Source organism: Algibacter miyuki (genome assembly GCF_030409805.1).
GTDB lineage: Bacteria > Bacteroidota > Bacteroidia > Flavobacteriales > Flavobacteriaceae > Algibacter > Algibacter miyuki.
In genome coordinates, this window is the sequence record NZ_JAUFQP010000007.1 from 439,569 (window position 1) to 454,061 (window position 14,493).

Consider the following 14,493-nt stretch of genomic DNA (forward strand, 5'->3'; position numbering starts at 1 on the left):
TTAATACCCAAAATCTTCTTTAATTAAATTTGCTTTTTCTAACATTTCATCCTTTGTAATACCGCCAATTTCTTTTAAGGTATAAGCCGATTGATAAGTACGCATCGCTTTTTTAGGTTCGCCAGTTTCTTCATAAAAACGCGCCATATAATATGGTCCCAAAACGGTTTCCGGGTAAGCTTTTCGTCCCATTTTACCAAGTTCTTCGTAATACTCGAAAGTTTCATTTTTTTCGATAGCCGCAGAAATGGCTTTAAAATCGTTGATCAAAATTTGTTTATCAATATCAAATAAACTCTTTATGGCTTCATATTTTTCTTGAAGATATAACACAGGTGAAATTTCTAATTCTAAAATAGTTTCTTTGTATTCCTTTTTTGAAATAGGTTGAAAGACATGAAAAATATTTTCAATAGCATTTGGAATAGCATGTGTTGGTACTGAATAATGAGAAGGACCGTCAAAACTATCAAAATTATAAACCACATTATCATTATCGATAGCCGAAAGATCGGCATTTAAAGTCGTTGTCATTTTAACCGTAGAACTCACATCGTTAGTTGTATTTGCTAAGTAGTAGAAAATTTTAGATTGCGATTTCCCTAAACTTTCCGGAATATAATCAATCATGCTTGGTGCTAAAGATGGACTAATACTAATATAAGCCTGAAATACAGGTTGCGGTTTTAACAAGTAATAATTGATAAAATTAGCCGTTTCTCCATGCCCCACAGCCACTTTAAAACTTCCTGTATGGTATTTATTTTCGATATAAGGAATAAGTTCCATGCCTATAAATTCGAAAAAAGCAGCTCCTGTTTCTACAGGAAAGGAGTTTTGCTCAGAATATAAACAATCTTCATATCGGGTTTTCATTTGATTTACACCAACCACAATAGCTTCTGGCATATCTTCCCAATAGGAATAATAATCTACATTTCCGGCAACGGCTTCAAACATATAATCACCATCGAGCACCACAAAAAGTGGATAGCTTTTACTACTGCTAGAATCGTAACCACGAGGTAATTGAATTTTTAATTCGCGGGTATCTCCTAATTTTTCTGATTTAAGTGTTTCGTATTTTACTTGAGCATTTACACCGTTAAAAGCTAGGCTAAGCAAGAAAACTATAAGAATGGATTTCTTCATGTTAAAAAAGATTTGAGAATTAATTACGGCAAGGTATGAAATATGACATTAGCATTCAAGAAAAGTGATATTTTGAAAACTATACTTTTAGTCCTTTTTTTTAAGGGTAGTAAATACTATTGAATGTATTTAAAATGGAGTTTTAAAACCGAATACATTAAATAAAAAACACATTAACAATATACCAAACCTAGCAAGCGCTTGCGTTAGGGATTGCAGTGAAAAGCCCACAGCCTGACGGAGGAAGTGCGAGGACTTGTAGCGGAAAGCGCGACCTTTTTAGGGAACGCCCAAAGACAAACAACGTTAACTATTAGTCTTTTTCCGATTATAAATGGGTAAATAAATAAGCGATAAACCGCCAAAAAGAATAACCATTAAGGTTTGCGATGCCCACATAATCCAACCAAAAGCGATACTTGGCGCTTCGGCAATTCCGAAAATAGAAAACGCTGCATAAACAGCTAATGGGTAAGAACCAATACCGCCATTTGTTGCAGCAATACTAAAGCTTGCTGAAATAAACCCGATTAAAATGGCACCTGCGGAAATCCCCTCTAACTCTGACATTGAGAATGTGGTAACATAAAACATAAGCAAATACATACCCCATATAAAAAGGGTATGAAAAATGAATGCCCACTTTTTCTTCATTTTAAAAATACTTAAAGCACCTTCTATTAAACCGCTTGCAAAATTTCTAATTTTTAAAGCAATTTTTGAATTGCTTTTTTTGATTATTCTTAAGAATAAAAAACCTAGAATAACGCATACAACCAGTCCTATCCCTATTTTTACAGGATTAAATTTTTCGACTAAAAAGCCATAAATAAAATCGAATTGCAGAAACAAAGTGATGGCAATAATACCGAGCATAACAATTAAATCGGCAATACGCTCTGCGACAATGGTGCCAAAACCTTTTTCGAACGGCACTCCTTCATAGTTTGTAAGAATGGTGGCTCGAGCCACTTCTCCTGCTCTAGGAATGGTGTAATTTATTAAATAGGTTGCAAAAACAGCCATAACGCTATTACCAAATTTCACCTTATACCCCATAGGCTCTAACATAAACAACCATCGATATGAACGTGATAGATGACTAAGTAAACCTAAAAAGACACCGAAAAATATCCAGACATAATCAGCATTTTTCGCGTATTCCAAAATTTCAGAAAGCGATACTTTGGCCAGTGAGTACCAAACCAAAAAAACTCCCAGTACTAATGGGAGTGTGATTTTTAAGATATTTTTTATTTGTTTATTCAAAAGCTATTTAAGTAAATTGGTAGCTTCGTCTGGAAAAACCAACGACGGCTTAAACACCTTAGCTTCTTCAATATCCATGATACCGTAAGTGATTAAAATAAGAACATCGCCTGGTGCTACCAATCGTGCAGCAGCGCCGTTTAATGTAATTTCTCCAGAGTTTCTTGGCCCTGGAATAGCATAAGTTTCTAATCTGGCACCATTGTTATTATTTACAATTTGAACTTTTTCTCCTTGAATAATATTGGCGGCATCCATTAAATCTTCATCAATAGTAATACTACCAATATAATTTAAGTCCGCTCCAGTGACTTTTACTCTATGAATTTTCGATTTTACTACTGTAATTTGCATGTGGCAAAGATAATTAATTTAATGCGATATTATCAATAAGTCTAATATCATCGGCATATACGGCTATAAAACCTCTATATGATTTGTTATTCGATTTTCGTTTTAAAGGCTTCAAGGTTTCTACTTCGGAAATAATGAAATATTCTAATTCTAATAAATCATGTTTTGCGAATTGCTTCTCCACCCATTCCTGTACTTCAGTAGCACTTTTTGTGCCAAATTTTATTTTGGCAGTTTTTAAGGTTTCATAAATGAAAGGCGCAGCTTCGGCATACTCGGGTTTCAACCTTGTATTTCGCGAACTCATAGCTAAACCATTGGCTTCTCGATGGATTTCGCAACCCACAATAGTTAATGGCATTTGGTGTTTTTCTACGAGCTTTCTAATAATTTGAAGTTGCTGATAATCTTTTTCGCCAAAATAAGCTTTATGAGGTTTCACAATATCAAACAAACGTTTAACTACAGTACCTACACCATCGAAATGCCCTTGACGAAATTTGCCTTCCATTTCAAATTCTAAACCATCAAAATCATAGTGCTCCGATACGGTATTTCCATCGTAAACATCATCTACCGTAGGCGCATAAACAAGTATTTTGTTATCGCTTACTGTATTTAATAATTTAACATCGTTTTCTAGCGTTCTCGGATATTTGTCGAGATCGTCTGGGTTATCAAATTGGGTAGGATTTACAAAAATACTAACCACAACATGGTCGTTTTCTTCCAAAGCCTTAATAACCAATTCTAAATGTCCTTCGTGTAAAGCACCCATCGTTGGTACTAGACCTACGGTTAGCTTTTCTGCTTTTAGCGCATCTATTGCTGCCGTAATTTGTTGTTTTTCTGAGTAAACTTCCACTTTCTATAAAAAAATTAACGCTTGCAAACTTAAGATTTTTACAGGCAATCTGCATAAAATTTTGTACTTTTGCGTGTTTTTTAATGAGAATTCGCTATAAACATTGCGTTTTTGTCAAGAATTTTCATTCAAAAATGAATTAAAAGTCATCAAAAATAAAAATATGAAAGATAAGAGGGTATTATACGTATCATCTGAGGTAGTTCCTTATTTACCAGAAACAGAGATTTCGTCAATGTCGTTCGAGGCGCCAAGACTTGTAAATCAACAAGGCGGACAAATAAGAATCTTCATGCCAAGATATGGCAATATTAACGAAAGAAGACACCAATTACACGAAGTAATCAGATTATCGGGTATCAATTTAGTGATAAACGATTTAGATATGCCTCTAATTATTAAGGTTGCCTCTATCCCAAAAGAGCGTATTCAGGTTTATTTTATTGATAACGACGAGTATTTTAAAAGAAAAGCCACACTTACGGATGAAGCAGGAAAATTATTTTCTGACAATGACGAACGTGCTATTTTCTTCGCAAAAGGCGTTATAGAAACGGTAAAAAAATTAAACTGGTCTCCAGATATTATTCATGTTCACGGTTGGTTAGCATCGCTACTTCCTGTTTACTTAAAAGAATATTACAAGGATGAGCCTTTATTTAACGAAAGCAAAATTGTGACTTCGGTATACAATCAAAGTTTTAACAATACGTTAAATAAAGATATGATTAATAAGATTAAATTTGACAATATTAAGGATGACGCTATTAGCGTGCTCGAAGAACCAACTTATAACAACTTGATGAAAGTTGCTATCGATTATTCTGACGCCATAATAGTAGGGTCTGAACAATTAACAGAAGAAGTTGATGCTTACATAAAAGCATCGGACAAACCTATTTTAGAGTATAAAAGCAAAGATGAATTTGGCGAAGCTTATACAAATTTCTTTAACAACGAAGTTTTAGGCTAGCCTTCTCAGATTCATTTAAAACAACTTATGAAAAAGACATTTAAAGCCCTTAAATTTTCTGCAATTTTCCTATTTTCAACAGCTGCTTTTGTTGCCTGCGACAAAGATTTCACAGTAATAGAAAGTAATGTTTTAGGAGAAAATAATTCAAATTTTAATACAAACGTTGAGGAAATTCCTATTACGGCTTATAACAAAAAACTAGAATCTGTTCAAGTTAATGGTTTAGCATCGTATTTACTTGGGGTATATAACGATCCTGCTTACGGGCAAACCACGGCAAGTATTATAACGCAAGTATCACCTTCAAACACAAGTGGCGAACTTGGTGATAACCCTACGATAGATTCTGTTGTTGTTTCTATTCCTTATTACAGCAGAACGAACGACTTCGATGATGACGGTAATGCGCTTTACACCATTCAAGATTCATTATATGGTGATTATAACGGCACAACAAAGCCTTTTAAATTATCTATTTATCAGAATAATTACTTTTTAAGAAATTTTGATCCTGCTGGCGAGCTAACAGATTCTCAAAAATACTATTCTTATTCAGATGGTAGCTCAGATAATTTTGTTTACAACGGCACATCTCCTATTAATTTTGATGCTAATATTGGCGAAACTATTTTAGAACCAACCAGTGTTACACCAAGCGCAAACCCTATCATTCTAGTTACAGATAGAGATACCGATGATGAAGTAATAACACGATCGGTGCCTGCTTTTAGAGTGAAATTAGATACCACATTCTGGCATAATACTATTATCAAGAAAAATAACAGTACAGAATTGAGTAACTCAAATAACTTTAGCAACTACTTTAGAGGTCTATTCTTTAAAGCTGAAGCCGAAGCTGCCGATGGCAGCATGATTCTATTAAACATGGGAACTACCGCTGCAAATATTACCATTTATTACCAACAAGATTCTGCTACCGATGGAGAAACAGTAGCAAGCACTTATGTATTAACCTTTTCAGGAAATACACTTAACTCGTTTACAAACGATATTACTGAAGTTACTTTAGCTGATGGCGATGATGTTGATGGCGATGAAACGCTCTACTTAAAAGGAGCCGGTAACGCAATGGTTGTTGTTGATTTATTCGAAGATGAAGATGCTAAAGCCAACTTTATTGATGATTACAGAGTGTCTGACGGTGCGGGAGGTTATAAAACCGACGACGATGGAAATTTCCTTCTATCTAGACTGATCAATGATGCACAACTTATTGTTTTTGAAAACGACCTTATGCAAGGTGCCAACTTCCCACAAGACGAAAATGGTAATGACTTTAGTCACTACAATAGAATTTATGCTTACGATATTGAAAACAGCTTTATTACTAGTGATTATTCTAACGATGTGATCGAATCTAGCACAGATCCCTTTAATTCTAAGCTTATTAGCTTAGGACAACGTGTTATCGATGAAAACGACAATTACAAATATAAAATTCGTTTAACAGAACATTTAAACAATATATTGGTCCGGAATTCAACAAACACCAAAATAGGTTTAGTGTTATCAAGCAATGTAAATTACACAACAAATGCTGCTATCGCTGATAGTGAAAGTGATGATGTTACTAACGTACCAGCAGCTTCTATTATAACACCTGAGGGCACTATACTATATGGTTCTAACGTTAATGTTGATGACAAAACAAGAATGAAACTTAAGGTGTTTTATACAGCGCCAAATAACTAATGACTTAACTTATGTGTGGAATTGTAGGCTATATTGGCCATAGAGAAGCTTACCCGATTGTAATTGAAGGATTAAAACGACTAGAATACAGAGGATACGATAGCGCAGGTATTGCCCTTTTTGATGGCAACGACTTAAAAGTATCAAAAACTAAAGGAAAAGTAGCCGATTTAGAAGCTCGTGCTAAAATAGAGATTTCTAATACCGGTAATGTTGGTATTGGACATACACGTTGGGCCACTCATGGTGTACCAAACGATGTTAACTCACATCCTCACGTTTCAAATTCCGGTGAATTGGTTATTGTTCACAACGGAATTATAGAAAATTACGACGCTCTAAAACAAGAATTAATTACTAGAGGATACACCTTCCAATCAGATACAGATACAGAAGTCCTTATTAATTTAATTGAAGACGTAAAAAAGAAAGAAAACGTAAAATTAGGTAAAGCTGTTCAAGTAGCACTTAACCAAGTTATAGGCGCTTATGCTATTGCTGTTTTCGATAAAAACAAACCAGAAGAAGTTGTCGTTGCCCGTTTAGGTAGCCCACTTGCTATTGGTATTGGCGAAGATGAAAGCGAATTTTTTATTGCTAGTGATGCTTCTCCATTTTTAGAATACACCAAAAACGCCGTGTATTTAGAAGATGAAGAAATGGCTGTTATTCGATTCCATAAAGGCATAAAAGTTAGAAAAATAAAAGATGATACTATAGTACCAACCTACGTTCAGGAGCTTCAATTAAATTTAGAGCAAATTGAAAAAGGGGGTTACGATCATTTCATGCTTAAAGAAATTCATGAGCAACCAAAAGCCATCACCGATACATATCGTGGTAGATTATTAAGAAACGAAGCTATTATTAAAATGGCAGGTGTTGAAGATAACATGAAACGTTTTCTTAATGCCGACCGTATTATTATTGTAGCTTGCGGAACATCATGGCATGCCGGATTAGTCGCTGAATACATCTTTGAAGATTTAGCTAGAATTCCTGTTGAAGTTGAATATGCTTCGGAATTTAGATACAGAAACCCAATAATAACAGAAAAAGATATCGTTATTGCTATTTCACAATCTGGTGAAACAGCAGATACTTTAGCAGCTATAAAACTAGCAAAATCTAAAGGCGCTTTTGTGTTTGGAGTTTGTAATGTAGTTGGTTCATCTATCGCTAGAGAATCGGATGCTGGAGCTTACACACATGCTGGACCAGAAATTGGAGTAGCATCAACAAAAGCATTTACAACACAAATAACAGTATTAACTCTTATTGCTTTACGATTAGCTAGAGCCAAAGGCACTATTAGTAGTTCAGACTTCCGTCAACACTTACTTGAATTAGAAATGATTCCGAAGAAAGTTGAAGAAGCATTAAAATCGGACGAACATATCAAAATGATAGCAGACATTTATAAAGATGTTAGAAATATCCTTTATTTAGGTCGTGGTTTTAACTTCCCTGTAGCTCTAGAAGGCGCATTGAAACTTAAAGAGATTTCGTATATTCATGCTGAAGGTTATCCTGCCGCAGAAATGAAGCACGGGCCAATTGCTTTAATAGACGAAAATATGCCGATTGTAGTTATCGCAACTAAAAAAGGCCATTACGAAAAAGTTGTAAGCAATATTCAGGAAATAAAATCTAGAAAAGGAAAAATTATAGGTATAGTTACCGAAGGAGATACACAGGTTAGGGAATTGGCCGACCACGTCATTGAAGTTCCAGAAACTTTAGAATCACTTTCACCATTATTAACAACTATTCCACTTCAATTATTATCGTATCATATTGCGGTACTTCTTGATAAAAATGTAGATCAACCACGTAACTTAGCAAAATCGGTTACCGTGGAATAGAAGAAACCTCTTCTTTTCAAGTTAAAAACAAATCAGCATAGTTTAGAAATAAATTATGCTGATTTTTCGTTTTAAAACACTTCAATTGTATATTTCGCAATTTAAAGCACCTATTTTTGCTAATTTATACTATGCATGCATAAGTTTTTTGCGAATTTATGCAAAAATGATATTTAATATCTATATATTGTGCTAATGTAAACCCAAAACTTATTGAAAGCAATGAAAAGAATTCTTCCTTTACTCATGTTGTTTTTTTGTGGATTATCGTTTTCGCAAACAACTATTACCGGTACTGTCGTCGATGATAACAGCCAACCCATTCCTGGAGCAAATATTATCGTTGTTGGAACTTCCACTGGAAATGTCACCGATTTCGATGGTAATTTCTCTCTAACGTATAACCAAGCACCACCTTTTTCGGTACAAGCTAGTAGCGTTGGTTTTGAAACTCAAACTATACAAATTACCGTTAACAAACAAAAGGTAAACTTTGTATTGAAAGAAGGAACTTCTTTAGATGAAGTTGTAATTTCCGCTTCACGAACACCAGAGCGCATATTTGAATCTCCTGTTACCGTTGAGCGCTTCGGATTAAAAGAAATTAAAAACACAGCCTCTGCCGATTTTTATGATGGTCTAGAAAACTTGAAAGGCGTAGATGTAAATACGAATAGTTTAACTTTCAAATCAGTAAACACGAGAGGTTTTGCCACATTTGCTAATAACAGATTTATGCAATTGGTAGATGGCATGGATAACTCAACACCCGCTTTAAACTTCCCTATTGGAAACTTGGTAGGCATGACAGAAACGGATGTTTTAAGTGTAGAATTACTTCCCGGAGCATCTTCAGCCTTATATGGCGCAAACGCCTTTAATGGAATTTTATTTATGCGAAGTAAAAACCCTTTCGATCATCAAGGACTGAGTGCATCGGTAAAAAGAGGACTTACTTCACAAGAAGCTTCTGGCGATAATACATATACAGATGTTAGTATTAGAGCTGCTTATAAATTCAGCAATAAATTTGCAGCTAAAATTAACTTTGGTTACTTAAAAGGAACCGATTGGGCTGCAGTTAATGAAGATGACAAAACCAATATAGGAGGAACAAGAGCAAATATAGATTACGACGGTGTAAATGTTTATGGCGATGAGGTTTCTACAAACTTAAAAAATGTAATAGAAAGCGAAACTTTTTTAGCACAGTTGCCAAATCGGGATTTAGCAAAATTAGTACCACTTGTTGATGTAAGTAGAACGGGGTATGATGAGAAAGATCTAACAAATTATGATGCGAGCAGTATTAAATCTGATTGGGGTTTATACTATCGCCCATGGGAAAATGATTTTGAAGTATCTTATGTTGGTAAAGTTGGAACAGGTTCAACTATTTATCAAGGAACTAACAGGTATAACATTAATAACTTTTTTCAAGAACAACATAAACTTGAAATTAGAAACGATAACTTCTTTGTTAGGGGTTATGTAGTATCAGATAAAGCTGGAGATTCTTACGATATGGTTTTTACTGGTATAAACATTAATAGTGCCTGGAAAGATAATAATACATGGTTTGGCGAATATACAGGTGCCTTTATTTCGGCAACCCTTGGTGGTGCGGATGAAACTCAAGCACATGCCGCAGCCAGAGCAGCTGCTGATACAGGAAGATTTCTTCCAGGTTCTGATGAGTTTGTTGCTGCTTTTAACAAAAGTATAGCAGATCCAGATTTAACTACAGGCTCCAAATTTCAAGATGCTTCTAAATATTACCATGCAGATGCTAATTATAATTTCAGTCATCTTATCGATTTTGCAGATATTCAAGTTGGTGGTTCTTTTAGAGAATATAGTTTAAACTCTTCAGGTACTATTTATACTGATATCGACGCACCTATTACGTATTCAGAATATGGAATTTATACTCAAATTCAGAAAAACCTCGAGCTTAACGACGAAATGGAACTGAAATTAACAGGGTCTGCGCGTTATGATAAGTCAGAGTTTTTCGATGGTTTTGTATCTCCCAGAATTTCTGCAGCACTTACACTTAATAAAAACCATAATATTAGAGCTTCTGTGCAAACAGGATTTAGAAACCCTACAACTCAAGATTTATTTATCGGCCTAAATGCGGGTAGAGCCATTTTAGTAGGTTCTGCTCCTAGTAATTTAGATCGTTGGACTAGAAATTACGATTTATCACCGGGAGGAGCTGCTATATTACAATCCACCACCGTTAATCAAACAGGAGCTGCAGCTTATAATAATTCATATACGGCAAGTTCTGCTTTAGAATTAGCCGCAACAGGAAACCCTGCTGTTTTAGAAGTTGCAAATCCAGATGTTGTAAAACCAGAACAAGTAACATCAGGAGAAGTTGGATACAGAGGTAAATTTAATAAAATCACTGTCGACCTTAGTGCTTATTACAATAGTTATAAAGATTTTATATCTCAAGAAGTTGTTGTGGCTCCTTTTTATGGAACAGTTGGTGATGGTGGAGCATCAGTACTGGCTTTAGCAAATGGAGATAGCCAAGCATATAGCACCTATACAAACTCTAAGGCTAACGTAAACTCGTATGGTACATCTATCGGCGTTTCTACTAAAGTATTTGGTGATTTCGATTTAAGCGGAAGTTATACTTATGCTAAATTAGATTTTGATAGCGAAGCATATCCAGATTTTGCAACAAACTTTAATACCCCAGAACATAAATTTAAAGCCTCTTTTGGTAATACCGATTTATTTGAAAACTTCGGATTTAACATCGCTTATAGATTTAGTGATGATTATTATTGGGAAGCAACTTTTGCTGATGGTGTTGTTCCAGAATTTCATGTAGTAGATGCACAAATTAACTTGAAGGTTCCATCTATGAAATCTATTTTTAAAGCCGGTGCCACCAATCTTTTAGGAGATGAATATTTCACTGCAGTAGGTACAGGTCATATCGGATCAATGTACTATGTTTCATGGACAATTAATAATTTATAAGATGAAGAACACAATAATAAATTCAAAATATATAGTCGTATTATCAGCCTTAATAGCTTTTACAAGTTGTAACGAAATTGAAGATGTTAGTCGAGAAGAAACCGTTGAAATTTTACCAGAACTCACCTCTGGTTCTGCCGATTTCTCAAATTATGTTTCATTAGGCGCTTCATTTACCTCAGGATATACTGATGGCGCGTTGTTTATGGCGGGGCAAAACAATTCTTTTCCAAACTTATTGGCAAATCAATTTGCCCTTGCAGGAGGTGGAAACTTTACACAACCAATAACCAATGATAATTTTGGAGGACTAGCGGCAGGCGGCACAAGAATAGCAGAACCAAGACTTGTTTTTGGCGGTTCTACTCCAGTACCTTTAGAAACTGTGGTTGGCCCAGTAACGGTATCTACAGATATTGTTTTAAATAAACCAACAGGACCCTTCAATAATATGGGAGTTCCTGGAGCTAAAAGTTTTCATTTACTTTCAACAGATTATGGAAATTTAGCAGGTTTAGGATCTACCGCTAATCCTTACTTTATTAGAATGGCATCTAGTTCTAATGCTTCAATCATAGAAGATGCCATGGCTCAAAGTCCAACGTTTTTTACCCTTTCGGAAATGGGAGGAAATGATGTACTAAGTTTTGCGCTTTCTGGCGGACTTGGAAAAGATCAAAAAGGTAACCTAGATCTAACCACTTACGGATCTAATGACATCACCGATCCTAATATTTTTGCTAGTGTTTTTAATGGTTTATTAACCACTTTAACTAGTGGTGGCGCAAAAGGCGTAGTAACAAATGTACCGTATATAACAGATTTACCACATTTTACAACGGTACCACACAACCCAATCCCTTTAGATGCAGATACAGCAGCCTATTTAAATAGTGCTAATGTTTATGGAGCATACAACGCGGGGATTGTGCAAGCCTTTGATTATTTAGTAGCAAACACACCATTTACACAAGAATTAGCCGATGCTGAAATAGCAAAACGAACCATTACATTTACAGCAGGAGCAGGAAATGCTGTTGTAATTATGGATGAAGATTTAACCGATTTAACAGCTATAAATTCCGCATTAGTTAATATTAGACAAGCAACGGCGGACGACTTACTAGTGCTAAGCGCTTCTTCTTTTATAGGTACAGAAGCTATTCCTGGAAATCCACAAACTGTAAATGGAGTAGCCCGTCCATTAACCGATCAATGGGTTTTAACACCTGAAGAACAACTCGCCATTAAAGACGCTACAGACGCATACAACTTAACCATTAAAACTATTTCAGATGCAAATGATAATGTAGCATTAGTAGATTTAAATGCTATTTTAAATGAATTAGCATCAACAGGTATCATGTTTGACAATTATAACTTAAGTGCCAGCTTAGTTACTGGCGGCGCTGTTAGTTTAGACGGTATACACCTAACAGCAAGAGGTTACGCTTTAATGGCTAATAAATTTTTAGAAGCTATAGATGCTACGTTTAATTCTAATTTTGTAGCCTCTGGAAACATAACAAAAGCGGGAGATTATCCAACAAATTACTCGCCAACATTACAATAAAAGTATCCTTAAAAATTATTCAAAAAACGCATTCCAATGGGATGCGTTTTTTTTATTCTAAAAAAGCTTCAAAAAACAACTTTCATTTTAAATTAAAACCCCTATATTTGCACGCGAAAACTCAAAGTGTTTTCATTGAATAAAACGCATAATATTAAACACATAAGTAATGTCTAAAGTTACAGGTAAAGTTGCACAAATAGTAGGTCCAGTTATCGATGTTGAATTCGGAGCTGGTGCTGAACTTCCAAAAATTTATGATTCGTTAGAAATTAAAAAAGCTGATGGAACACTTTTAGTATTAGAAGTACAATCTCACATTGGTGAAGATACTGTGCGTACTATCGCTATGGATTCTTCGGATGGATTAAGTAGAGGTACAGAAGTTAACGCTACTGGTGCACCTATACAAATGCCAATTGGTGATGATGTTTACGGACGTTTATTCAACGTAATTGGAGATGCTATTGATGGTCTTGGAGATTTACCTAAAGCAGGTTCTGCTGGGTTACCAATTCACCGTCAAGCACCTAAATTTGAAGATTTATCAACTTCTACTGAAGTTTTATTTACAGGTATTAAAGTAATCGATTTAATTGAGCCTTATGCAAAAGGTGGTAAAATTGGTTTATTTGGTGGTGCTGGAGTAGGTAAAACAGTATTAATTCAGGAGTTGATTAACAATATAGCAAAAGGACACGGTGGTTTATCTGTATTTGCTGGAGTGGGTGAAAGAACTCGTGAAGGAAATGATTTACTACGTGAGATGTTAGAGTCTGGAATTATCAAGTATGGTGATGACTTTATGCATTCTATGGAAGAAGGCGGATGGGATTTATCTAAAGTTGATAAATCTGGAATGAAAGAATCTAAAGCGACTTTCGTATTCGGACAAATGAATGAGCCTCCTGGAGCTCGTGCTCGTGTAGCACTTTCAGGATTAACTATTGCTGAGTATTTCCGTGATGGTGCTGGAGAAGGACAAGGGAAAGATGTATTATTCTTCGTAGATAATATCTTCCGTTTTACACAAGCTGGTTCTGAGGTATCTGCATTATTAGGTCGTATGCCTTCTGCGGTAGGTTACCAACCAACATTAGCAACAGAAATGGGTGCTATGCAAGAGCGTATTACTTCAACTAAAAGAGGTTCTATTACATCTGTACAAGCGGTATACGTACCTGCGGATGATTTAACGGATCCTGCACCGGCTACAACCTTTGCTCACTTAGATGCAACAACAGTATTATCTCGTAAAATTGCTGAGTTAGGTATTTATCCTGCGGTAGATCCATTAGATTCTACTTCAAGAATTTTAACTGCGGAAATTTTAGGTGACGATCACTATAACTGTGCACAACGAGTTAAAGAGTTATTACAACGTTACAAAGAATTACAAGATATTATTGCTATTCTAGGTATGGAAGAATTATCTGAAGAAGATAAATTAGCCGTAGGTAGAGCAAGACGTGTACAACGTTTCTTATCTCAACCTTTCCACGTAGCAGAACAATTTACAGGTCTTAAAGGTGTGTTAGTTGATATTAAAGAAACTATTAAAGGTTTTAACATGATTATGGATGGTGAATTAGATCACTTACCAGAAGCAGCATTCAACCTTAAAGGAACTATCGAAGAAGCTATTGAAGCTGGAGATAAAATGTTAGCTGAAGCGTAATTGGTTAATAGTTTACAGTTGTTGGTTACTAGTATTACCAAT

The 14,493-nt window shown here is 35.2% G+C and carries 10 protein-coding genes; 6 read left to right on the forward strand and 4 right to left on the reverse strand.

Going from position 1 to position 14,493, the window contains the following annotated elements; genetic code table 11:
• The 4 genes from QWY92_RS04925 to panC all read right to left on the reverse strand — a co-directional run bounded on the left by QWY92_RS04925 (window position 1) and on the right by panC (window position 3,640).
• Complete coding sequence (locus tag QWY92_RS04925; RefSeq protein WP_290268951.1) at window positions 1–1,152, reverse strand: alpha/beta hydrolase; 1,152 nt, start codon at window positions 1,150–1,152, stop codon at window positions 1–3.
• 306 nt (window positions 1,153–1,458) lie between these two features.
• Window positions 1,459–2,421 carry a lysylphosphatidylglycerol synthase transmembrane domain-containing protein gene (locus QWY92_RS04930; RefSeq protein WP_290268953.1) on the reverse strand — a complete coding sequence of 321 codons (963 nt, stop codon included), beginning with the start codon at window positions 2,419–2,421 and terminating at the stop codon, window positions 1,459–1,461.
• 3 nt (window positions 2,422–2,424) lie between these two features.
• A complete protein-coding gene (gene panD / locus QWY92_RS04935; protein ID WP_290268955.1) occupies window positions 2,425–2,775 on the reverse strand; it encodes an aspartate 1-decarboxylase in 351 nt (116 codons plus the stop codon).
• Between the two features lie 13 nt (window positions 2,776–2,788).
• Entirely contained in the window at window positions 2,789–3,640 is an 852-nt protein-coding gene (panC, locus tag QWY92_RS04940; protein WP_290268957.1) for a pantoate--beta-alanine ligase, read from the reverse strand.
• A gap of 163 nt (window positions 3,641–3,803) precedes the next feature.
• Between panC and QWY92_RS04945 the strand changes: the two genes are divergently transcribed.
• From QWY92_RS04945 to atpD, 6 genes are all read left to right on the forward strand, one after another.
• Window positions 3,804–4,613, forward strand: coding sequence for a glycogen/starch synthase (locus QWY92_RS04945; RefSeq protein WP_290268959.1), 810 nt, complete (start codon window positions 3,804–3,806; stop codon window positions 4,611–4,613).
• A 27-nt stretch (window positions 4,614–4,640) separates the two neighbouring features.
• Window positions 4,641–6,329 carry a BamH family beta-barrel-assembly machinery protein gene (locus tag QWY92_RS04950; protein ID WP_290268960.1) on the forward strand — a complete coding sequence of 563 codons (1,689 nt, stop codon included), beginning with the start codon at window positions 4,641–4,643 and terminating at the stop codon, window positions 6,327–6,329.
• Between the two features lie 11 nt (window positions 6,330–6,340).
• Entirely contained in the window at window positions 6,341–8,194 is a 1,854-nt protein-coding gene (gene glmS, locus QWY92_RS04955; protein WP_290268961.1) for a glutamine--fructose-6-phosphate transaminase (isomerizing), read from the forward strand.
• Between the two features lie 222 nt (window positions 8,195–8,416).
• Window positions 8,417–11,200 (forward strand): TonB-dependent receptor, encoded by a 2,784-nt coding sequence (locus tag QWY92_RS04960; protein WP_290268963.1) that lies wholly within the window; start codon window positions 8,417–8,419, stop codon window positions 11,198–11,200.
• Window position 11,201: 1 nt separating this feature from the next.
• Complete coding sequence (locus tag QWY92_RS04965; RefSeq protein WP_290268965.1) at window positions 11,202–12,773, forward strand: SGNH/GDSL hydrolase family protein; 1,572 nt, start codon at window positions 11,202–11,204, stop codon at window positions 12,771–12,773.
• A gap of 169 nt (window positions 12,774–12,942) precedes the next feature.
• The gene (gene atpD, locus QWY92_RS04970; protein ID WP_290268967.1) at window positions 12,943–14,451 is read left to right on the forward strand and encodes a F0F1 ATP synthase subunit beta; all 1,509 of its coding nucleotides are present in this window, start codon (window positions 12,943–12,945) and stop codon (window positions 14,449–14,451) included.
• The last annotated feature ends 42 nt before the right edge of the window (window positions 14,452–14,493 follow it).

Excerpts from the sequence above, each read along its gene's own strand:
- QWY92_RS04925 (WP_290268951.1), bottom strand. The coding sequence starts at position 1,152 with ATGAAGAAATCCATTCTTATAGTTTTCTTGCTTAGCCTAGCTTTTAAC.
- panD (WP_290268955.1), bottom strand. The coding sequence starts at position 2,775 with ATGCAAATTACAGTAGTAAAATCGAAAATTCATAGAGTAAAAGTCACT.
- QWY92_RS04945 (WP_290268959.1), top strand. The coding sequence starts at position 3,804 with ATGAAAGATAAGAGGGTATTATACGTATCATCTGAGGTAGTTCCTTAT.
- QWY92_RS04950 (WP_290268960.1), top strand. The coding sequence starts at position 4,641 with ATGAAAAAGACATTTAAAGCCCTTAAATTTTCTGCAATTTTCCTATTT.
- glmS (WP_290268961.1), top strand. The coding sequence starts at position 6,341 with ATGTGTGGAATTGTAGGCTATATTGGCCATAGAGAAGCTTACCCGATT.
- QWY92_RS04960 (WP_290268963.1), top strand. The coding sequence starts at position 8,417 with ATGAAAAGAATTCTTCCTTTACTCATGTTGTTTTTTTGTGGATTATCG.
- QWY92_RS04965 (WP_290268965.1), top strand. The coding sequence starts at position 11,202 with ATGAAGAACACAATAATAAATTCAAAATATATAGTCGTATTATCAGCC.
- atpD (WP_290268967.1), top strand. The coding sequence starts at position 12,943 with ATGTCTAAAGTTACAGGTAAAGTTGCACAAATAGTAGGTCCAGTTATC.